The 19,509-nt window shown below is 74.1% G+C and carries 17 protein-coding genes; 10 read left to right on the top strand and 7 right to left on the bottom strand.

Annotation, left to right across the window (positions count from 1 at the left end; all coding sequences use genetic code 11):
- Window positions 1–2: 2 nt before the first annotated feature.
- A complete protein-coding gene (locus tag ACLQ21_RS11550; RefSeq protein WP_425663810.1) occupies window positions 3–539 on the bottom strand; it encodes an ArsR/SmtB family transcription factor in 537 nt (178 codons plus the stop codon).
- A 57-nt stretch (window positions 540–596) separates the two neighbouring features.
- Here ACLQ21_RS11550 and ACLQ21_RS11545 point away from each other — a divergent pair, with 57 nt between their 5' ends.
- From ACLQ21_RS11545 to ACLQ21_RS11535, 3 genes are read left to right on the top strand one after another with little or no spacing between them, the layout of a single operon-like run.
- Window positions 597–1,865 carry an MFS transporter gene (locus ACLQ21_RS11545; protein WP_425663809.1) on the top strand — a complete coding sequence of 423 codons (1,269 nt, stop codon included), beginning with the start codon at window positions 597–599 and terminating at the stop codon, window positions 1,863–1,865.
- A gap of 47 nt (window positions 1,866–1,912) precedes the next feature.
- Entirely contained in the window at window positions 1,913–2,707 is a 795-nt protein-coding gene (locus ACLQ21_RS11540) for an alpha/beta fold hydrolase (RefSeq protein WP_425663807.1), read from the top strand.
- A complete protein-coding gene (locus ACLQ21_RS11535; protein WP_425663805.1) occupies window positions 2,704–3,405 on the top strand; it encodes an esterase/lipase family protein in 702 nt (233 codons plus the stop codon). Before ACLQ21_RS11540 ends, ACLQ21_RS11535 begins: the two co-directional genes overlap by 4 nt.
- 6 nt (window positions 3,406–3,411) lie before the next feature.
- Here ACLQ21_RS11535 and ACLQ21_RS11530 read toward each other — a convergent pair whose 3' ends face one another.
- Window positions 3,412–4,491: a cell wall-binding repeat-containing protein gene (locus tag ACLQ21_RS11530; RefSeq protein ID WP_425663803.1), complete on the bottom strand. Its 1,080-nt coding sequence runs from the start codon at window positions 4,489–4,491 to the stop codon at window positions 3,412–3,414.
- Window positions 4,492–4,634: 143 nt separating this feature from the next.
- On the opposite strand from ACLQ21_RS11530, the gene ACLQ21_RS11525 reads away from it, so the two are divergent.
- The gene (locus ACLQ21_RS11525; RefSeq protein ID WP_425663801.1) at window positions 4,635–6,188 is read left to right on the top strand and encodes a hypothetical protein; all 1,554 of its coding nucleotides are present in this window, start codon (window positions 4,635–4,637) and stop codon (window positions 6,186–6,188) included.
- A gap of 7 nt (window positions 6,189–6,195) precedes the next feature.
- Here the strand turns inward: ACLQ21_RS11525 and ACLQ21_RS11520 are convergent, their stop codons facing one another.
- Window positions 6,196–7,203 (bottom strand): endonuclease/exonuclease/phosphatase family protein, encoded by a 1,008-nt coding sequence (locus ACLQ21_RS11520; protein WP_425663799.1) that lies wholly within the window; start codon window positions 7,201–7,203, stop codon window positions 6,196–6,198.
- 77 nt (window positions 7,204–7,280) lie between these two features.
- Between ACLQ21_RS11520 and ACLQ21_RS11515 the strand changes: the two genes are divergently transcribed.
- The 3 genes from ACLQ21_RS11515 to ACLQ21_RS11505 all read left to right on the top strand — a co-directional run bounded on the left by ACLQ21_RS11515 (window position 7,281) and on the right by ACLQ21_RS11505 (window position 8,910).
- A complete protein-coding gene (locus tag ACLQ21_RS11515) occupies window positions 7,281–8,153 on the top strand; it encodes a PHP domain-containing protein (RefSeq protein WP_425663798.1) in 873 nt (290 codons plus the stop codon).
- A gap of 74 nt (window positions 8,154–8,227) precedes the next feature.
- Window positions 8,228–8,632, top strand: a complete 405-nt coding sequence (locus tag ACLQ21_RS11510) for a VOC family protein (protein ID WP_425663796.1) — start codon at window positions 8,228–8,230, stop codon at window positions 8,630–8,632.
- The gene (locus tag ACLQ21_RS11505) at window positions 8,629–8,910 is read left to right on the top strand and encodes a winged helix-turn-helix transcriptional regulator (RefSeq protein ID WP_425663794.1); all 282 of its coding nucleotides are present in this window, start codon (window positions 8,629–8,631) and stop codon (window positions 8,908–8,910) included. Before ACLQ21_RS11510 ends, ACLQ21_RS11505 begins: the two co-directional genes overlap by 4 nt.
- Before the next feature lies 1 nt (window position 8,911).
- Here the strand turns inward: ACLQ21_RS11505 and ACLQ21_RS11500 are convergent, their stop codons facing one another.
- Entirely contained in the window at window positions 8,912–10,447 is a 1,536-nt protein-coding gene (locus ACLQ21_RS11500; RefSeq protein WP_425663792.1) for a DEAD/DEAH box helicase, read from the bottom strand.
- Window positions 10,448–10,532: 85 nt separating this feature from the next.
- Here ACLQ21_RS11500 and ACLQ21_RS11495 point away from each other — a divergent pair, with 85 nt between their 5' ends.
- Complete coding sequence (locus tag ACLQ21_RS11495) at window positions 10,533–11,258, top strand: ferritin-like fold-containing protein (protein ID WP_425663791.1); 726 nt, start codon at window positions 10,533–10,535, stop codon at window positions 11,256–11,258.
- A 236-nt stretch (window positions 11,259–11,494) separates the two neighbouring features.
- On the opposite strand, the gene ACLQ21_RS11490 is transcribed toward ACLQ21_RS11495, so the two are convergent.
- Together ACLQ21_RS11490 and ACLQ21_RS11485 are read right to left on the bottom strand one after the other, a co-directional pair.
- Window positions 11,495–11,797: a hypothetical protein gene (locus ACLQ21_RS11490; protein ID WP_425663790.1), complete on the bottom strand. Its 303-nt coding sequence runs from the start codon at window positions 11,795–11,797 to the stop codon at window positions 11,495–11,497.
- Window positions 11,797–12,015, bottom strand: coding sequence for a DUF3107 domain-containing protein (locus ACLQ21_RS11485; protein ID WP_425663789.1), 219 nt, complete (start codon window positions 12,013–12,015; stop codon window positions 11,797–11,799). The genes ACLQ21_RS11490 and ACLQ21_RS11485 overlap by 1 nt, the downstream gene beginning before the upstream one ends.
- 115 nt (window positions 12,016–12,130) lie before the next feature.
- On the opposite strand from ACLQ21_RS11485, the gene ACLQ21_RS11480 reads away from it, so the two are divergent.
- Both ACLQ21_RS11480 and ACLQ21_RS11475 read left to right on the top strand, forming a co-directional pair.
- The gene (locus ACLQ21_RS11480; protein ID WP_425663787.1) at window positions 12,131–15,253 is read left to right on the top strand and encodes a PD-(D/E)XK nuclease family protein; all 3,123 of its coding nucleotides are present in this window, start codon (window positions 12,131–12,133) and stop codon (window positions 15,251–15,253) included.
- The gene (locus ACLQ21_RS11475; protein ID WP_425663785.1) at window positions 15,250–18,429 is read left to right on the top strand and encodes a UvrD-helicase domain-containing protein; all 3,180 of its coding nucleotides are present in this window, start codon (window positions 15,250–15,252) and stop codon (window positions 18,427–18,429) included. The genes ACLQ21_RS11480 and ACLQ21_RS11475 overlap by 4 nt, the downstream gene beginning before the upstream one ends.
- Here ACLQ21_RS11475 and ACLQ21_RS11470 read toward each other — a convergent pair.
- Window positions 18,415–19,473 carry a phosphotransferase gene (locus ACLQ21_RS11470; RefSeq protein WP_425663783.1) on the bottom strand — a complete coding sequence of 353 codons (1,059 nt, stop codon included), beginning with the start codon at window positions 19,471–19,473 and terminating at the stop codon, window positions 18,415–18,417. The two genes, ACLQ21_RS11475 and ACLQ21_RS11470, sit on opposite strands and share 15 nt — an antisense overlap.
- Between the last annotated feature and the right edge of the window lie 36 nt (window positions 19,474–19,509).

Here is a 19,509-nt window from a genome sequence, read left to right as displayed (position 1 = left end):
CCTCAGCCGCTGGTGGAGGGCGGGTTGCGGTCGGGGTAGAGCGCCGCGAAGAAGCCGAGCGTCGTTCCGTCCGGATCGGGCCCGCGATCCTTGAACTCGTCGAGCAGCTCGAGCAGGCGCCGCTCGAACTCCTCGCGGTGCGCGTCGTCGATCTTCAGGCCCATCCAGGTGGCGTCGAGCTGATCGGGGGGCAGCCCCTCGATCTGCTGCAGGAACGTCTCGACGAGCACGGGGGAGCCTTCTGGCATCGACGTGCGCCACGAGAGCCCCGTCGCGCGGTACGGCACCTCCCGAGCCCCGCCGGTCCCGGCGCGCTCCGGCTCGGCCTCGAGGAATCCGGTCTGCACGAGCGTGCGCACGTGGTGCAGCATCGTGCCGGGGTTGACCCCCAGCAGCTCGGCGAGCTCCTTGTTCGTGCGCGACTCGAAGGCGCACAGCCGCAGCACCCGCAGCCGCAGCGGCGAGCTGAGCGCCCGCGCCATCGCCTGGGCGCGAGCGTCCGTGTCATCGGCCCGCAGCTCGATGCGCTCCTCGCTCATGCGGCCACTGTATGCCGGCGATTGACATCGCTCAATCGCCGGCGCAGACTGATCGACATGTCCCAATCGGAGTTGCGCGAGACGCGCGCCGAACGATCGCTCTGGCGCGACGGCAACTTCCTCACGATGTGGAGCGGCCAGGCGCTCGCGCAGCTCGGCTCGCAGGTCACCGAGCTCGCCATCCCGGTGCTCGCGGTGCTGCTGCTCAATGCGACCGAGCTCGAGGTCGGCTTCCTCAATGCCGCCGGCGTCGCGGCTTTCCTCGTCGTCGGCCTGCCCGCGGGCGCCTGGATCGACCGCATGCGCAAGCGCCACGTCATGATCTGGGCGGATGCCGTGCGCGCCGTCGCGCTCGCCGCACTCCCGCTGCTGTGGTGGGCGGGGCTGCTGGAGATGTGGCACCTCTACGCCGTCGCGATCGTCATCGGCGTCGCCACCGTCTTCTTCGACGTCTCGTACCAGAGCATCCTGCCGTCGCTCGTGCGGCCGCAGCAGATCGCCGAGGCGAACGGCAAGCTGCAGGCGACGTACGAGATGGCGAACATCGGCGGCCCCGCCATCGGCGGCTGGCTCATCGGCATCGTCGCGGCGCCGCTCGCCATCCTGACCACCGTTGGCACCTACCTGGCCTCCGCCGTCGCGCTGCTGCTCACGCGCGACCACGAGCAGCCGCGCGCCGCCGACGACCGCGCCCCGATGCTGCGCGAGATCGGCGAGGGCATGCGGTGGGTGTTCGGCAATCCGCTGCTGCGGCGCATCGTCACGACCACCGGCATCTTCAACTTCTCGCACACGCTGTCGATGACGCTGCTGCCCATCTTCCTGCTGCGCGAGCTGGGGCTCAGCCCGGCCGCAATGGGCGTGATCTTCTCGCTCGGCGCTGTCGGCGGGCTCGCAGGCGCCATCGCGACGCCGCACATCGTGCGCGTGATCGGCGAGGCGCGCGCCATCCCTGTCAGCGCGATCGCGTTCGGCGTCGTCGCGTGCTTCCTGCCGCTCGCAGCGACCTTCCCGGCGGTCGCGTTCCCGCTGCTCGTCGCCCAGGGCTTCGTCGCGAGCTTCACGGTGCTGCTCTACAACATCACCCAGGTCACGTTCCGGCAGCGCATCACGCCGTCGCGACTGCTCGGGCGCATGAACGCCTCGATCCGCTTCTGCGTCTACGGCGTCATGCCGCTCGCGGCGCTCGCCGCCGGCGGCCTCGGCACCTGGCTCGGCGTCGTGCCGACGATGTGGATCGGCGCCATCGGAGAGGTGCTCGCGGCGCTGTTCGTCATCGTCGGGCCGTTCTGGGCGCTGCGCGCGCTGCCCGACGCGGGGGAGTGAGGCCGCGTCCCGGTCCGCTCGCAGGCTGCGCCTCGTAGGGTGTCGGGATGCAGGTGCCCACTCCCGCGGGCCTCGCCGAGTGGCGCGAGGTCGCAGACACCGCGACCGACTCCGTCGTCGCGACCCACGTCGACGGCGACCACGTATTGCTGCTGCGCCGTTGGCGGCGCGAGGGCGCCCCGGTCGTCGTGCTCGTGCACGGCATCGGCATGGGGCAGCAGTACTTCGGGCTGCTGCGGGAGGCGCTCTCGGTCGAGCTCGACGTCATCGCGGTCGACCTCCCCGGCTTCGGCGCATCGCCGGAGCCGGACGACAGCCGCACGATGCCCGAGCTCGCCGACCTCGTCGCCGACGGCCTCAGCGCGATCGTCGACGGGCCGGTGATCGCGCTCGGCCACTCGATGGGCACGCAGGTCGTCGCGGAGCTCGCCGCCCGGCATCCCGATCTGGTCGACCGCGTGGTGCTCATCGCCCCGACCGTCAACCCGGAGGAGCGCAGCGGCTGGCTGCAGGCGTGGCGACTGCTGCAGGACCTCTCGAACGACCCGCCCATCGTCGCGCTCATCGGCGCGCGCCTCTACGCGCAGACCGGCGCTCGCTGGTACCTGCGGAAGCTCCGGACGATGCTCGACCACGACCTCCGCGAGGTGCTCCCGCGCGTGCTGCAGCCGACCCTCGTGATCCGCGGCGACGAGGACCGCGTCGTGCCGGCCGCGTGGGCCTCGGAGGTGCGCGACCTGCTGCCGGATGCGGAGCTGCGGATCGCGCGCGGCAAGGGGCACGAGGCGATGGTGACCGCCGCAGAGCCGGTCGCGCGGATGGTGATGGAGTTCTCGGCATGATCATCCCGGGCGAGGTGGCGGTCTGGGCACGCGACTACCTGTTCGCCGCCCGCATGCACCTGCGCGGCAACCTCGACCCGCGGCCCCCGTCGCTGACCGGTCCGCCCGGCGCGCGCGTGCACGTCGTGCTGATCCCCGGCGTGGTCGAGCGGTGGCCGTTCATGGAGCCGCTCGGCCGCAAGCTCGCGGCCGCCGGGCTGGGCGTGCACTTCGTGCCCGACCTCGGTCGCAACCTCGCGCCGGTGCTCGAGTCGGTGCCGATCGTCGGCAGGGTCGTAGACCAGGTCGCGGCGGCACATCCGAACGCGATGATCGTGCTCGTCGGGCACTCGAAGGGCGGGCTGATCGGCAAGCGCCTCATGGTCGACCGCGCGCTGCACCCTGACCGGCCGCAGCCGACGGGGCTCGTAGCGCTCGCGACCCCGTTCGCGGGCTCCTCGCGCGCGTGGCTGATCCGCGGCGCCGCCATCCGCGAGTTCGACCCGTCGAATGCGATGCTGCGCGCGCTCGCGGCCGAGCCCAGCGCCGACGCGCGCATCCACGTCGTGCTGCCGCGCATCGACCCGCACGTGCCCGGCAACGAGGTGCCGGAGGGGATGCAGGGCGTGCGGCTGCGCGCGAGCGGCCACTTCCGCCCGCTCGCGACGGCCGAGGCAGCCCAAGCGGTGCTGCACGCGATCGACGCCCTGACGAGCTGAGCGGTCTCAGCCCGACTGCGAGCCGGCAGGGTCGGGCGTCGGCGTGGGGCTCGGGAGGGTGGGCGGCTGCTGCCCGCACGGGGTGAGCATGCTCGACCCCGCCGACAGCGTGCTGATCGAGCCGAGCGCCACGACCCTCGTCGCCCCGAGGCGCTGGACGTCGCGCAGCACCGCGTCGTGGTGGTGGCACACGCTCGGCGCGAGGTACAGCGTCGAGCCGTTCGCCGCGGCGAGCTGCGCGGCGGCGAGCCCGTCGGGGAACTTCTGGCCCGACGCGAGGTAGACGCGGCCTCCCGAGACCGTCTGCGTGAAGGCGGTGTTCACCATGGCGCTCGTCTCGTACCGGTCGACGCCGCCGAAGCGCGCGACGGTCACGCCTTGCCGCTGCCGCAGGCGCTCCTCGATCGCTGTCGAGACCGAGGGCGCTCCGCCGGCGATCGAGACGGTCGACACCGGGCCGAGGCGACCGAGCGCCCTGCCCGCCCACCACTCCGCGTCGGCGTGCGCGAGCACGATCGCGTGACGCCCCCGAGCCGCGATGGCCGAGGCGCTCAGTGCATCGGCGAAGCCCCAGCCGTCCACGACCCACACGTGGTCGACGGGCGCGGTCCGGCGCATCCGCTCCAGCAGCAGCAGCGAGGTGTCGACCCGGTCGGCGCCGGCGATGCGCTCGATCCTCGCGGTCGGCACCGTTGTGCGCACCGCGGCCTCGACGTTGCCGTTGATCGACGTCGGGCCCCCGACGATCACGATCGTCGTCGGCCGCAGCGCGGCGAGACGCGCGCGTGTCGGCTCCCGCAGCGTGCCGCTGTCGGTGAGCAGCAGGTGCGCGCGCTCGGCGGCAGCGACGGGCGCGGCGGCGAGCGCGTCGGGCGACACCACGCCCGACGCGAGGAAGACCGTGCTGCTGCTCTGGCTCGGCATGCGCTCGGAGATGAGGCGCGAGGTCTCGAAGCGATCCGCGCCGCCGATCCGGTCGTAGAAGTAGAGGTCGGCGTGCGCGGGGGCTGCGGCGCCCCACACCATCAGGGCCGCGAGCACGATCGCCGTGACGATCCTGGGCCGGGCGCGGCTGCGAGCGTGCATGGTGCTCCTTCGGCGAGTCGAGGGGGACCGCGACACTCCGAGCAGGGGCTGACGATCTGTCACTATATTAGCTGACGATCCATCACTATGGTGGGCGCCCAGCGCGATCCACTCGGCTCGCCGGCCGTTCGAGGACTCGCTCCATGCCCCAGCTCTCCCGCTTCCGCGCCGTGCTCGCGGCCGCCGTCGTCGCGCTCGTGAGCGTCACGTCGATCGCCGTGCCCGCCCAGGCGTCGCCGCCGCTCGCGACGGCGCAGGCGCCGAGCGCGCTGCAGTGCTACGGCGACAGCATGCTCGATGCGCTCTGCCGCCCCGCACCGCAGGGGTTCGGGGCATGGATGCCTGGCCTCGAGCTGCGCAACTTCGCGATCGGCGGCATGACGTCGACCTCGATCGCGGTCGCCGCTGGGCTGCACCAGCTCTCGCTGTCCCGCCCCGCGGTCATCCCCGGCTCGGGTGAGGTGGAGCTCGCCGAGCCGGTCGGCCTCGTCGAGTCGGCGCGAGTGACCGGTCGGGTCGTCATGCGCGCGTCGATCGCGGGCATCGATGGGCTGCTGAACCACCGCCCCGACATCTCGCCGGCGACGCCGTGGCGCTTCACGCGGGACACGCCGGGCGCGGCCGTCCAGGTGCCGGCGGGCACGCCGATCCAGTCCCTGCAGGTGCCACGAGCCGGCGCGGCCTCGCTCGTGTGGGCAGGCACGAACAACCTCGAGCGGCCCGACCGCGTGCTCCAGGACATCGCCGCTATTGTCGACGCGCACCAGGCGGTCTCTACCGAGCCGGTCTGGGTGGTGTCGGTCACGCCGGCGTGGGACTACCGCGACAGCCTGCACGGCCGCAACCGCATCATCATCAACGAGCAGCTCGAGCGCTGGTACGGCCAGCGCTACATCCCGCTCGACGAGTACATGTCGAACGGCGCCCTCTACGAGTCGTCGATCGTGCCGACCCAGCGGGACCGCGACGCGATCGCGCGCGGCATCATCCCGCACTCGTTCTGGCGCGACGAGAGCGACTTCACGCACTTCAACTGGGCGGGGCAGATGGCGGCCGCGCGCTTCCTCGACCGCTTCATCACGGGTGGCGCGACCCTCGACTCCGCTCGCGCCCGCTTCGACGCGATCTCGACCATGGACGTCGAGGCGAGCGGCGGCGGACTGACCGTCTCCGGCTGGGCCGCCGACCACTCCGACCTGTTCGAGTCGATCCAGGTCGGCGTCACGATCGACGGCGTCTGGCGCGGCACGACGCTCGCGAACCGGCCGAGCGAGTACCTGTTCGAGTACGGCATCCCCGGCAGGCACAGCTACTCCTGGCGGTTCGACGGGCTCTCGCCAGGCGACCACACCGTCTGCTCCGTCGCGATCGGGTTCGGCGCGGGCGAGCACCACTACCCGGCGTGCCAGACCGTCACCGTCGCCCCGACCGTCTCGGTCGCCGCGACCGTCCCCGTTGCCGCCACCCAGGCGCCGACGGTCCCGAGCGCCGCAAGCGCCGACGTGGACGCGTCCGCGACGGCCGACCTGGATGCGTCCGCGACGGCGGACTACGGCTGGTCGCTCGAGGAGGCCGACGGATCGCTCGCGGTCGCCGTGCGCATCGACGGCCGCTGGCACACCGCCGTCCGCGTCGACGGTGCCGCCGCTGACGACACCGGCGAGCACGCGGTCTGGGCAGCCCTGCCGCGCCCGTAGGCCCGGCTCAGCCCGACTGCCGCAGCTGCACGAGCACCGGCCGGTGGTCGGTGCCGACGTCGTCGAGGCCCGTGAGCACCCGTGCGGCGACCGGCTCCCAGTCGGGGGTCGCGACGACGTGGTCGATCTGCGCACCGAGCCACGGCGGCGCCCAGGTCGGCCAGCTGCCGACCGCGCCGGCGCCCACCTGGCTCGCCGCGTCGCGGCACGTGCCGAGGTCGCCGCCGTCGACGCCGAGCGACGCCCAGTGGTCGAGCGTCGAGTTGAAGTCGCCCGCCATCACGACCGAGTCGGCGCCGTCGCACAGGCCCGCGACGAACTCGAGGTCGGCGCGCCAGTTGCGCATCTGTTGCGGCACGGGCGCGACCGGGTGGGTGGAGACGAGCACCGGGCCGTCGCCGTCGTCGGGGCGCGCGACGATCGTCGGCAGGGTGCGGGTGCCGCCGACCGAGGGATCGGTCGTGTACTCGCCGAGCGCCGCCGAGATCAGCAGCGTGGTGTTGAGGGCGCCGTAGGAGGGCGAGTACGCGGTGGTGTGCACCCAGAACGGGTTGCCGCGCTCGCGCAGCAGCTCGGCCACCCCGACGCCGAGCGGCAGCGTCGTCTCGGGCAGCATCACGACATCCGCCCCGGTCTCATCGATGACGCGCGCGATCTCCTCAGCGCCCGGCTCGTCGCCGAGCGTGTTCCAGGTGAGCACGACGAGGTCGCCGCCGTCGCCGTCGATCGACTGCGAGGCGTCGACGCCGCGCGAGACGTGGATGCCGCCCGAGACGAGCGAGAAGACGAGCAGCAGCGAGACCACCCCGAGCACGAAGGCGCGCACCCGCCGCCAGCCGACGAAGCACAGCAGCACGAGCGCGAGCACGAGCGCGATCCCGACCACGCCGATCCGCATCGAGACGACCTGCGCGAACACCGGCGCCTGCTCGAGCCCGAGCCCCTGTGGCCACGCGGCGACCGTGAGGCACGCCGCGATGACGATGGCGAGCAGCCAGCCGAGGATCGCGAGCACACCGGGGAGCGTAGGCCACGCCGCGATGCGCCGCCTGTGGGGCGCGTCCCCCGAGCGGGCCGGAATAGGGTGGCGGGATGGAGCACGACTGGGCGAGCAGAGGGCCGATCGACCTGCACGCGCACTCGCGCGAGTCCGACGGCACGGATGCGCCCGGCGACGTCGTGCGCGCCGCCGCGGCCGCGGGGCTCGGCGTCGTCGCGCTCACCGACCACGACACCGTCGCCGGCTGGCAGGAGGCCGCCGACGCGGCGCTCGAGACCGGCGTCGCGCTCATCCCGGGGGTGGAGTTCTCGTCGCAGATCGGGCCTGCGAGCGTGCACGTGCTCGGCTATCTGCTCGACCCGGCGTCGGCCGCCTTCGTGGGGGAGCGGGAGCGCATCCGGCTCGAGCGCGTCGAGCGCGCGGAGCGCATGGTGCGCGCGATCGGTCGCGACTACCCGCTGACTTGGCGGCACGTCGAAGAGCACTCCGCTCCCGGCGCCACGATCGGCCGGCCGCACATCGCCGACGCGCTCGTGACGCTCGGCATCGTGCCCGACCGCTCGGCCGCGTTCGAGGGCATCCTGCACTGGCAGGGCGGCTACTACCAGCCGCACCACGCGCCGGCGCCCGAGGAGGCCATCCGCATCATCCGCGACGCGGGCGGCGTCGCCGTGCTGGCGCATCCCGCCGCGCGGGGCCGACCGGTCATGCGGATGGGCGTGCTCGGCGACCTGGTCGCGGCCGGCCTCGACGGGGTCGAGGTGTGGCACCGCGACAACGACGAGCCGTCACGGCGTCGACTGCTGGCCGACGCGGAGCGGCTCGACCTGCTCGTGACGGGATCGAGCGACTACCACGGCTTCGGCAAGCCCAACGTGCTGGGCGAGCACACGACGGAGCCGGCGGTGCTCGACGAGATCGTGCGCCGCGCGACGGGCTTCGCGCCGGTCGTCCCGCATCCGTAGCAGGCACAGTCCCGCATCCGTGGCAGGCACAGTGGGGTCTTGACGCCGCACTTGCATTTTGCAAGTGTTGCCCCATGAACCTCTTCATCACCTGCCCGGTCGAGAGCGTCGAGCGCGCGACCGCCTTCTACACCGCCATCGGCTGGACCCTCAACGCCGAGATGTCGGATCACAACGTGTCGTGCTTCGCGATCGCGCCCGAGCAGTACGTCATGCTCGGCAGCCGGGAGATGTACGCGAGCGTCGGCGGCGCCGAGGCGCTGATCGGCGGACCCGACACCCCCTCGAAGGTCACGGTCTCGTTCGACCTCGGCAGCCGCGAGGCGGTCGACGAGCTCGTCGATCGCGCCGGCGCCGCCGGCGGGCGCGTCGGCGACACCGACGACTACCCCTTCATGTACCAGCGCCAGTTCGACGACCCGGACGGCTACCACTACTCGCCGTTCTGGATGAAGCCGGACGCCGCCGCGACCGCGTGAGCGACCTCGCCGCCGCCCTCGACGTCGTCGGAGCACGATGGGCGCTCCGCATCGTGGAGCGGCTGCTCGACGGGCCGCAGCGATACGGAGACCTGCAGCGCGACCTCGGCGTGCCGACCAACATGCTCGCGACCCGGCTGAAGGAGCTCGAGTCGGCCGGGGTGCTGGTTCGGCTGCCGCTGCGGCACAACACCCGCGCCTACGCGCTGACCGATCGCGGGCTCGCCCTGCGCGAGGCGATCGAGGCGCTCGGGCGCTGGGGCGCCGAGCAGGCCTGAGTCAGCCCTGGACGGGCGGCGGCGTCGACGGGTTCGAGCGCCGGCTCCGGCGGCGGCGGCGCACGGGCGCCGTGTTGCCGTCGTGGTGCTCGTTGCCGCCGCCGTCGTGCGTGCCGCGACCCTCGGGGGCGGTCGACGCATCCGTCTGCACGGCGCCGGTCTGCACTGCCTCGTCGCCACCGCGGCCGCGGCCACCGCGGCTGCGCCGCTGGCCGCCCTCGCTGCCGCGCTCGCCGCCGGTGCGCTCGCCGGTGCGCTCGCCGCCACGACCGCTGCGCTCGCCACCGCGGCCGCCGCGCTCACCGCGGCCGCCGGGGGCAACGCCCTCGCGCTTCGCCTCCTTGTTGGGAGGCGTCGCGTGCAGGCGACCCTTGACGCCCTGCGGGATGTTGAGGTCGGCGTACAGGTGCGGGCTCGAGGAGTACGTCTCGACCGGCTCGGGGCGACCGAACTCGAGGGCGCGGTCGATGACCGACCACTTGTGCAGGTCCTCCCAGTCGACGAACGTCACGGCGATGCCCGTGCGGCCCGCGCGGCCGGTGCGGCCCACGCGGTGCAGGTAGGCCATCTCGTCCTCGGGGATGGTGTGGTTGATGACGTGCGTGACGTCGTCGACGTCGATGCCGCGAGCGGCCACGTCGGTCGCGATCAGCACATCCTTCTTGCCGGCCTTGAACTGCGCCATCGCGCGCTCGCGCGCCTCCTGGCTCATGTCGCCGTGCACGGCCGCGGCCTGGAAGCCGCGGTCGATGAGCTCCTCGGTGATGCGCGCCGCGGCACGCTTCGTGCGCGTGAAGACGACGGTCTTGCCACGGCCCTCGGCCTGTAGGATGCGAGCGATGACCTCGTCCTTGTCGAGCGCGTGCGCCCGGTAGACGACGTGCTCGATGTTCGCCTGCGCGATCGTGTCATCGACGTCGGTCGCGCGGATGTGCAGCGGTCGCGACATGAAGCGGCGCGCGAGCGCGACGACCGGGCCCGGCATGGTCGCCGAGAAGAGCATGGTGTGCCGCACCGCGGGGACCTTCGAGAAGATCTTCTCGACGTCGGGCAGGAAGCCGAGGTCGAGCATCTTGTCGGCCTCGTCGAGCACGATCTCCTTGACGTTGGAGAGGTCGAGGATGCGCTGCTGCGAGAGGTCGAGGAGCCGGCCGGGCGTGCCGACGACGATCTGCGCGCCGGCCTTGAGCTGGTCGATCTGGCCCTCGTAGGCCTTGCCGCCGTAGATCGAGACGACCGTCGTCGGCCGGTTGGAGGTGATGATCTCCATGTCCTCGGTCACCTGGACGGCGAGCTCGCGGGTGGGCACGACGATGAGCGCCTGGACGCCCGCCGCGGGCTCGGCGCCGAGCCGCTGCGCGAGCGGCAGGCCGAACGCGAACGTCTTGCCGGTGCCCGTCTTGGCCTGGCCGATGATGTCCTGGCCGGAGAGCGCGAGGGGGATCGTCTGCGTCTGGATGGGGAAGGGCTCGAGGATGCCGCGGTCGGCGAGCGCCTGGACCATGTCGGCGTCGATGGAGAGGTCTTGGAAGGTCAAGGGAGTGTTCCGCCTGTTCGTCTTTCGAACCAGCGTACCGGCGGCATGGGCGAGCGCGCTGTTTCGCGCCCCTAGACTCCTGAGCGTGGTGAAGTGGTTCGACCGGACGCCGCGCGACGTCACGCGCCAGCTGCTCCGTCAGCATCGCATGCCGGTCGTGGGCGACCGCGTGCTGCTCTCGGACGTCCGGCCCGCGCTCGTGCCGTTCGTCGGTCAGGCGCTCGGGCTCGAGCTCGAGCTCGTCGCGAAGGCCGGCCACGTGCTCGAGGAAGCGCCGACGCTCGAGTCGCGGGTGCCGCTCGTCGAGGTCGTGCGCATCCACGCCGCCCGCGCGGGTGCGTTCGCGAGCATCCTCGAGAGCGAGCACATCGACCCCGCAGACGCGATGCGCCCCTACGCCGACACGACGCGCTCGTTCGCCGCCGCGATCGAGGGCGCCGACTGGTACGAGCGACTCCTGGCGCTGCACGTGGCGAGCGGGCTGCTCGTCGACTTCTTCGTCGCGATCGCCCCCGGACTGCCGGACGACGACCAGGACGTCATGCTGCGCGCCCTGCGCGGCGAGACGACGCATCCGCACCTCGTCGGCCTGCTGCAGCGAGCCATCGAGGCCACGCCGCGGCTGTCCGACCGGCTCGCGGTGTGGGGCCGCCGGATCGTGGGGGATGCGCTGCTGCAGATGTACCTGGCGGTCAACGGGCCCGACGACGCGGGGCGCGCGGTGCCCAGCCAGCCGCGGCTCGAGCCCGCGTTCAACGACATCGTCGCCTCGCACACGCGCCGCATGGACGAGCTCGGCCTGACGGCCTGACGGCCGGCTCGAGCGGTCGCGCCGGCTCGACCCCTCCGGCGGCGGAGCGGCGCTCCCGGCGCCTGGGAGCGCAGGAGTGTCAGGTCGATGCACGAGTGTCGCGACATTCCTGCAACGCGTCGACACTCACGAGCACGACCGGGCGCCGGTGTCGACCTGTGGCTCCGGGGTCGCGACACTCGAGCAGGAGGTGGACACTCGGCCGGGCGACCGGGAGGCTGCCGGAGCGGGCCGCCTCAGGCGGTCGTGCGGGTGAGCTCCGCCAGGTAGGCGGCGTCGGCGCGCTCGCGCCGAGCGGGCAGCACGCGCGGCAGCACGAGCGCCACCACGAGCGCGGCGGCGAGGCTCGCGATCCAGATCCAGCCGTTCTCGCTCGTCATGCCGGTGAGCCCGAGGATCGTCCAGACGATGCCCGCTGCCGCGGCCGAGGCCGCCGGGTTGAGGAACAGCCCGATCCACTGCCGACCCGGCAGCAGGTAGCGCGCGACGAGGCCGATCGCGGCGCCCATCACCATCGGCACGAGGACGAGGATGGGCATCAAGCCACGAAGCCGATCTTGCGGGTCGTCTCGCTGCCGATCTCGACGTAGGCGATCTGCGAGCTGGGCACGAGGTAGCGGCGGCCCTTCGCGTCGTCGAGCGCGAGGTGTCCGGCGCCGAGGGCGGCGACGACCGCCGACTCGATCTCCTGCGCCGACTGCGCCGAGTCGAATGCGATCTCGCGAGCCGAGTCCTTGATGCCGATGCGGATGTCCATGGTTCTGAGGATAGGCGATCGTGCGCGGGCGATCCGCCGAGTCCGCCGAGGGCGAAGCAGGGGTCGCTCGGGGCGGCGCCCCGGCCGTGTCGGCGGCCGCCGATACCGTGGCGGCGTGCTCGACTCGACCGCTGTGCTCGACCTCTCGCCGGACGTCCGGCCCGCCCTGCTCGACGCATCCCAGCAGGCGGTCCTCGCCCTGCCCGACGACGCCTCCGCGATCGTCCTCGGCGTCGCCGGCGCGGGCAAGACCACGACGCTCGTCGAGCTCGCCGCCGCTCGCCTCGAGCGAGGGCTCGAGCCCGCGTCGCTGCTCGTCGTCGCCGGCTCCCGGCAGGCAGCGACGGCGCTGCGCGACCGGCTCGCACGACGCACGACGCTCGTCACGCCCGGCCCGCTCGCGCGATCCATGCCGTCCTACGCGTTCGCCGTGCTCACCGCGCTCGCGCTCGCCGAGGGGCGACCCACGCCGCAGCTGCTCTCGGGCGCCGAGCAGGACCGCATCATCGCCGCGATGCTCGCGGGCCACGCCGACGACGCGGCCGCAGGCAGCGCGAGCGGTCCCGCGTGGCCCGAGCACCTGGGCGCCGAGGTGCGCGAGCAGGCCGGCTTCCGGGCAGAGCTGCGCGAGCTCATGGCGGCCGCGGACGAGCGCGGCATCAGCGCCGAGGCGCTCGCTCGGCGCGGGCAGGAGCGGGGCGTGCCCGAGTGGGTCGCTGCCGCGGCCTTCAAGGACGAGTTCGACCGGCTGCAGCGGCTCGAGCGCCGAGGCGCCGACGCCGTCACCGCGGCGTCGCTGCTGCGGCGCGCGGCCCGCGCCGTGCACGCGGTCGACGCGGCGCTGCTGCCCACGCTCGTGCTCGTCGACGACGCCCAGGAGCTCACCGAGGGCGCCGTGGTCGTGCTCGAGGCGCTGCGCGCACGCGGCGCGGCGGTGATCGCGTTCGGCGACCCCGACACCACGACGGGCGGCTTCCGCGGCGCCGATCCGGCGCTGCTCGGGGCGCTCCCGGCGCGCCTCGGCTTCGCCCACGAGCCTGGTCACCGGCTCGAGCTCGCCCTCGACCACCGCCACGGCCCCGCCGTCCGAGCCCTCGGCGCCCGCATCGCTGCGGGGATCGGCACCGCCCGAGGCGGCACCCACCGCTCCGTCGTCGCCGCGGGCGAGCCGGACGGCGTCGAGCTGCACGTGGCGGGGTCCGTCGACGACCAGGCGCGTCGCATCGCCCGGCTCGTGCACGAGCGGCGCGCTGCGGGCGTGCCGCACGACGAGATCGCCATCATCACCCGCACCGGCCGCGCGGCGAGCGAGCTCGCGTCGCTGCTCTCGCCCCTCGACGTGCCCGTGGCCGCGAGTGGGCCCACGCGGCTGCGCGACACCGAGGTCGTCGACGCGCTCGTGCAGGTGCTCGCCGTCGCCACCGGTCGGCGGGAGCTGACCGCCGAGCTGGCGGAGGTGCTGCTGCGCAGCGACCTGCTCGGGCTCGACGCGCTCGCGGTGCGGCGACTCAAGCGCGCGCTCCGACACCGCATCATCGCCGAGGGAGGCGAGGTGCACGTCCCGGGTGCCGAGCTCGTCCGCGAGGCGGTGCTCGCGCCCGAGCTGCTCGACGGCCTGCGCGGGGCGCGTCAGGGCGCCGACGCTGCGCGCCGGCTCGCGCGCATGCTCGCCGAGGCGCGCGCCCTGACCGCCGCGGCCGACCCCGCGGCCGCCGATCAGGTGCTGTGGGCCGTGTGGAGCGCAGCCGGCGTCGCCGCCGCGTGGCAGCGCACCGCGCTCGAGCACGGCACCGGCGTCGAGCGGACGCTCGCGAACCGCCGCCTCGACGCGGTCGTCGCACTCTTCGACCAGGTCGCGAGACTCATCGAGCGGCGTCCCGACGCTGACACCGGCGCGTTCGTCGACGCCTGGCTCGCCTCGTCCGTCGACGACGACTCGCTCGCCGCTCGCGCCGAGACGGCCCGCGTCGCCGTCGGCACGCCCGGCCAGTTCGTCGGCCGCGAGCTCGACACCGTCATCGTCGCCGGACTGCAGGACGGCGTCTGGCCGAACCTCCGCGCTCGAGGGTCGCTGCTGGGCGCGAACCGGCTCGACGGGGACGGTGACGGCTCGGGCGACGGCATCGGCGACGCGCGGGCCGCGGTGCTGCACGACGAGCTGCGCACGTTCCTCAAGGCCGTCTCGACGGCGCGCGCGAGCGTGCTGCTGACGGCCGTCGCGAGCGACGACGAGCAGCCCTCGCCCTTCGTCGCGGGCCTCGACCCCGCGCCCGAGCCCGACGGCGGCTGGCACTCGCTGCGCTCGCTCGTCGCGAGCCTCCGCCGCCGCGCGGTGCGCGCCGCAGCGTCCGGCGACGAGCGCGACCTCGCCCGGGCGTCGTCGGCGCTCCGACGGCTCGCGGAGGCGGGCGTGCCGGGAGCCGCGACCTCGGAGTGGGCGGGCCTCGCGCCCATCTCGACGACCGAGCGGCTCGACGCCGCCGAGGCGGTGCACGCGAGCCCGTCGTCCTTGCAGAGCCTCGTCGACTGCGAGATCGCATGGGTCATCGATCGGGTCGCCGGATCGACCGGCGGCCAGGCGGCAGGCTTCGGCACGATCGTGCACGAGGCGGTCGAGCAGCACGACGCCGCCGATCCCGCGGCGCTCGAGCACGCGATCGGCGCCCGCTTCGGCGAGCTCGCGCACGAGTCGAGCTGGGAGGCGGCGCGGCAGCGCGGCGACATCGCGCCGATGACGGCGACGATCGCCGACTACTTCCAGCGGCTGCGCGGGCTCGGCTGGACGGTGGAGCGCGCCGACCGTGAGGCGCGGTTCTCGGTCGACCTCCCGGGCGGCGCGACGCTGAACGGCTCGATCGACTGGCTCGAGCACGCGCCGGACGGCACGGTGCGGGTGGTCGACCTCAAGACCGGCAAGCGCAAGCCCGACGAGCACGTCGAGCTCGGCAACCTGCAGCTGCGCGCCTACCAGCTCGCCATCGCGCTCGGCGGCATCGCCGGCGTGCCGGCCGAGGCGGCGACCGAGGCGCGGCTGTTCCTGCCGCGGCTCGAGCGCCGAGAGAAGGCGATCGACGCGGAGCCGTTCGACGGCGTGCGCGAGCGGTTCGAGGCACACCTGGCCGAAGCGGTCGCAGCGATGGGCGGCGCGAGCTTCCGCGCCGTGCCCGCGGAGCACTGCTTCGAGCGCTTCGCGCACGGCCAGTGCGCCATCCACGTGCTCCCGGAGGTGACCGAGTGATCGACGCGTTGACGCCGGGGGCCGGGCGCCCCAGCCTCTCGGCCCTCGAGCTGGCCGCGCTGCTCGACGAGGCCGAGGGACGCGCGCCACTCGCGCCGACCGAGGAGCAGGAGCGCGTCATCGAGGCGCCGTTCTCGCCAACGCTCGTCGTCGCCGGCGCGGGCAGCGGCAAGACCCACACGATGGCGCAGCGCGTGCTGTGGCTCGTCGCGAACGGGCACGCCGAGCCCGACCAGGTGCTGGGGCTCACCTTTACCCGCAAGGCGGCGCGCGAGCTCGCCGAGCGGCTCGAGGCGCAGCTGGCGCTGCTCGCGAAGGCCGGGCTGGTCGACGCCGAGCTCGTGCGCACGCGGAAGCCGGTCGTGCAGACCTACAACTCCTTCGCCGGCTCGCTGTTCAAGGAGTGGGCGCTGCTCATCGGCCGCGACCCCGACTCCGAGGTGCTCACCGACCCCGCGGCGCTGCTCCTCGCCCTGCGCGTCGCCCGCTCCTCCGACGACGTGCGGCTGGCCGAGATCGGGTCGGCCGCCCAGGTCGCCGAGCGGGTGCTGCAGCTCGCGGGGGAGCTCGGCGACCACCGCGTGTCGACCGCTCGGCTGCGCCGCAGCGGCATCCCCGGTGCGTTCGCGGCGCTGCGCGACCTGCCGCCCGAGGCGGGAGCGAAGGCGCTCACGAAGGCGCAGCGCGACCAGCTGGCCGACGACAGCCGCCGCGTCGGCGCGCTCGAGCCGCTCGCCCACCTCGTCGACGCCTTCGAGGCCGAGAAGCGCAGCCTCGGCGTGCTGCAGTTCAGCGACCAGGTGCGGCTCGCGCTCGACGCGATCGACGCGCACCCCGGCGCGGTCGATGAGCTGCGCGAGCGCCACCGCTTCGTGCTGCTCGACGAGTTCCAGGACACGTCGGTGCTGCAGCTCCAGCTGCTGGGCAGGCTCTTCCACGACACGCCGGTGATGGCAGTCGGCGACCCCAACCAGGCGATCTACGGGTTCCGGGGCGCGAGCGCTGGCACGCTCGCCCTGTTCCCCGAGCACTTCGGCGCCACCGAGGCGATGACGCTCTCGATCAGCTGGCGCAACGACGTGGAGGTGCTCGACATCGCCGACGCGATCGCGCGAGGGCTGCCGCCGCAGCCGGGCGTGCCCGTCGAGCCGCTCCGGGCTCGCAAGGGTGCTGGCCCGGGCGACGTGAGCGTGCGGCACCTGCCGACGCTCGAGGCCGAAGCGGCGGAGCTCGCCGCCTGGCTGCGCGGCCACGGCGCCGGCACGGGCAGCGGCGACGTCACCGCCGCGCTGCTCGTGCGCACCCACCAGCAGGGGATCGAGCTGGCCGACGGGCTCCGCGCGCTCGGCATCGACGTGATCCGCTGGGGCGGCGGCGGGCTGCTGCAGGAGCCTGCGGCGGTCGACCTGGTCGCGGCGCTGCGGGTGCTCGGCCGGCCCGAGGAGGGATCCAGCCTCGTGCGCCTGCTCGCCGGCAGCCGCTGGCGCATCGGGGTCGCCGATCTCATGGCGCTGCAGCGCCACGCGCGCATGCTCGCGGGCGCCGGGCTGACCGATGCGCAGCGCGCGCGCGACCGCAGCGCCGTGGTCGCCGAGGCGAGCTCGTCGATCGTCGATGCGCTCGACTCGCTCGTCGACGCCGACCGGCTCGAGGGCGCGACCGATGCGGGCTTCGCACGGCTGCGCGACGCCGCGGTGCTGCTGCGCGGCCTCCGCCGCCGCGCCGGCATGCCGCTGCCGGAGTACGTGCGGCACGTCGAGCAGGCGCTGCGGCTCGACATCGAGGTGGGCGCGAGCCCGCACCGCCACCACGCGGTGCTCGATGCGTTCGCTCGCGAGGCGCACGCCTTCGCGGCCGCCGACCAGCGCGGCACGCTCGACGCCTTCCTCGCCTACCTCGACGCGCTCGACGCGGATCGCGGGCCGGATGCGCCGCAGCCGGAGCCGGCACCCGGCGCCGTGCACGTCCTGACGATGCACGCGGCCAAGGGCTTGGAGTGGGACGTCGTCGCTCTGCCGCGCCTCGCGCAGTCGCGCAACGATCCCAGCACGCGCGGATGGCTCGACTGGGGGAAGGTGCCCTTCGAGCTGCGCGGCGACCGCAGCCTGCTGGCCGAGCTGCGCTGGCGGCAGCCGACCTCGCACAGCTACCTCGCCGAGCGCGACGCCTACCGCGAGCAGCTGGCGGAGTTCGACGAGAGCGAGCGCGACCGGCTCGCCTACGTCGCGGTCACCCGCGCCCGACGTGCGCTCTGGCTCTCCGGTGCCCAGTGGTACGGCACCGGGCCGACCCCCGCCAAGCCCATCCGGCTGCTCGAGCTCGCGGCCGAGGCGACCGGCGTCGAGCTGCTCGAGCCTGCGAGCAAGGTCGATGGCAACCCGCGCGCCGGCACCGCGGCCAGCACGGAGTGGCCCGCCGACCCGCTCGGCACCCGCCGGACCGCCGTGGAGCGCGCCGCTGCGGCGGTGGACGCCGCCGACCCCGACCTGCCCACGCCGTGGGACGACGCCATCGCGCTGCTGCTCGCCGACCGGGCGGCCACGCCGCTGACCCTCCCGACCCGCATCGCCGCATCCGGCTTCAAGGACTGGGCGGCCGACCCGGTCGCGGTGGCGAGGCAGATCGCACGACCGATGCCGCAGCAGCCGTTCGCCGCGACGCGGCTCGGCACGCTGTTCCACGGCTGGGTCGAGCGGCGCGGTAGCGCCATCGGGCTCGGCGACGCGGTCGACGACGAGGCGCTCGACGAGGAGCTCGTCGGCATCGACGCCGACCGGCTCGAGCGGCTCAAGCGCACTTTCCTCGCCTCGCCGTACGGCGACCGCGAGCCCGCGGAGACCGAGCTCGAGATCCACCTGCCGCTCGCCGGCACGACGGTCGTCTGCAAGATCGACGCGGTCTACCGCGACGGCGACCGGGCGACGGTCGTCGACTGGAAGACGGGCAGGCTGCCCTCGGGCGACGCCGACCTCGAGGCGCGCCAGCTGCAGCTCGCGCTCTACCGCGCCGCGTACGCGGCGCACGCCCGGCTCGACCCCGAGCTCGTCGACGCGGAGCTGTACTTCGTCGAGCACGACCGGATCGTGCGCCCGGCGCGCATCGAGTCGCTCGCCGAGCTCGAGGACCGCTGGCTGCGGGCGCAGCAGGCGGTCGCGGAGGCGTCAGCGGTCGGCTGAGCGACCGTCCTCGTCGCCGGCGTCGCGCTCGACGGCGCCCGTCGGGCCGCCGTCGACGGGGCCGGTTTCGCCGAGGTACTCCTGCACGCCGGTGAGGTCCATCGTCTCGGGCTGGTGCGAGGCGATCGCTGTGCCCGGCTCCCGGTCGACGCGTCGCGAGAGCGAGGCGAGCATGCCGGTCGCGTCGGCGACGATCGACTGGTCGCCCGAGTCGACGCCGTGCAGCAGCCAGCGCGCGACGTCGAGCTCCGCGTGCAGCATGGCCCGCTGGCGCAGCTGCCGGTCGCCGATGCCGCGCGCGGCGGCGTGCGCGCCGAACGCCTCGTCGACGCTGCCGAACTCGTTCGAGGCGAGCAGGAAGGCCAGATCGCGGGCCGGATCGCCGACCGCGAGCGCGTGCCAGCCGTCCATCCCGACGACGCGCGCTCCTTCGACCCGGAACGCGGGAGCCTGCAGGTCGCCGTGCACGAGCGCGGGCTTGAACTGCCACAGCCGGTCGTCGGAGAGCGCGCCCTCCCAGCGCTCGAGCAGCGCAGCAGGCACGGAGCCGGTCGCCGCGGCGCGGTCGAAGGTGTCGAGCAGGCGCTGCCGCAGCGCCTGCGCCGTCTCGTGCGGTAGCCCGGCATCGGCGGCCACCGAGGTCGGCAGCTCGTGGATCGCGGCGATCGCCTGACCGACGCTCGTCGCGAGCCCCGGTCGGGCGGGGGAGAGGTCCTGCAGGCGCATGGTGGTGCCGCCGAGGCGGGTGAGCACGAAGAGCGTCGAGCGGCCGGCGCCCGCCGTGCCGAGCACGGTCGGCACCTCGAACGGCAGGCGCGAGCGCGTCGCGAGCGTGAGCGCCGCGAGCGCGGCCGCGTGCGCCTTCGCGGTGCGCAGCGCCGCCACCGAGCGGGGGAGCACCACCTGCACGGTCTCGCCGTCGGCGAGGCGTGCCGCCACGACCGAGCGGTGCTCGTCCGAGCCGTCCTCCGTCGCTCCGACCACGGTCAGGCCGTCGACGGCGGTGGTGGCGAGCGCGGCTAGAGTGAAGGGGTTCGTGCTCATGGATGCCAGGCTAGGCCGACCCGCGTCCCAGGTGGC

This window comes from Agrococcus sp. DT81.2 (assembly GCF_049844935.1).
Taxonomy (GTDB): Bacteria; Actinomycetota; Actinomycetes; order Actinomycetales; family Microbacteriaceae; genus Agrococcus.
The sequence above is the reverse complement of the archived record's forward strand: the minus strand, read 5'-3'. Positions and strand labels throughout refer to the sequence as shown.

Bases quoted from the DNA above. Each gene is read 5' to 3' on its own strand.
- ACLQ21_RS11485 (WP_425663789.1), bottom strand. From the start codon at position 12,015: ATGGACATCCGCATCGGCATCAAGGACTCGGCTCGCGAGATCGCATTC.
- ACLQ21_RS11470 (WP_425663783.1), bottom strand. From the start codon at position 19,473: ATGAGCACGAACCCCTTCACTCTAGCCGCGCTCGCCACCACCGCCGTC.
- ACLQ21_RS11540 (WP_425663807.1), top strand. From the start codon at position 1,913: ATGCAGGTGCCCACTCCCGCGGGCCTCGCCGAGTGGCGCGAGGTCGCA.
- ACLQ21_RS11530 (WP_425663803.1), bottom strand. From the start codon at position 4,491: ATGCACGCTCGCAGCCGCGCCCGGCCCAGGATCGTCACGGCGATCGTG.
- ACLQ21_RS11490 (WP_425663790.1), bottom strand. From the start codon at position 11,797: ATGCCCATCCTCGTCCTCGTGCCGATGGTGATGGGCGCCGCGATCGGC.
- ACLQ21_RS11515 (WP_425663798.1), top strand. From the start codon at position 7,281: ATGGAGCACGACTGGGCGAGCAGAGGGCCGATCGACCTGCACGCGCAC.
- ACLQ21_RS11545 (WP_425663809.1), top strand. From the start codon at position 597: ATGTCCCAATCGGAGTTGCGCGAGACGCGCGCCGAACGATCGCTCTGG.
- ACLQ21_RS11535 (WP_425663805.1), top strand. From the start codon at position 2,704: ATGATCATCCCGGGCGAGGTGGCGGTCTGGGCACGCGACTACCTGTTC.
- ACLQ21_RS11550 (WP_425663810.1), bottom strand. From the start codon at position 539: ATGAGCGAGGAGCGCATCGAGCTGCGGGCCGATGACACGGACGCTCGC.
- ACLQ21_RS11510 (WP_425663796.1), top strand. From the start codon at position 8,228: ATGAACCTCTTCATCACCTGCCCGGTCGAGAGCGTCGAGCGCGCGACC.
- ACLQ21_RS11525 (WP_425663801.1), top strand. From the start codon at position 4,635: ATGCCCCAGCTCTCCCGCTTCCGCGCCGTGCTCGCGGCCGCCGTCGTC.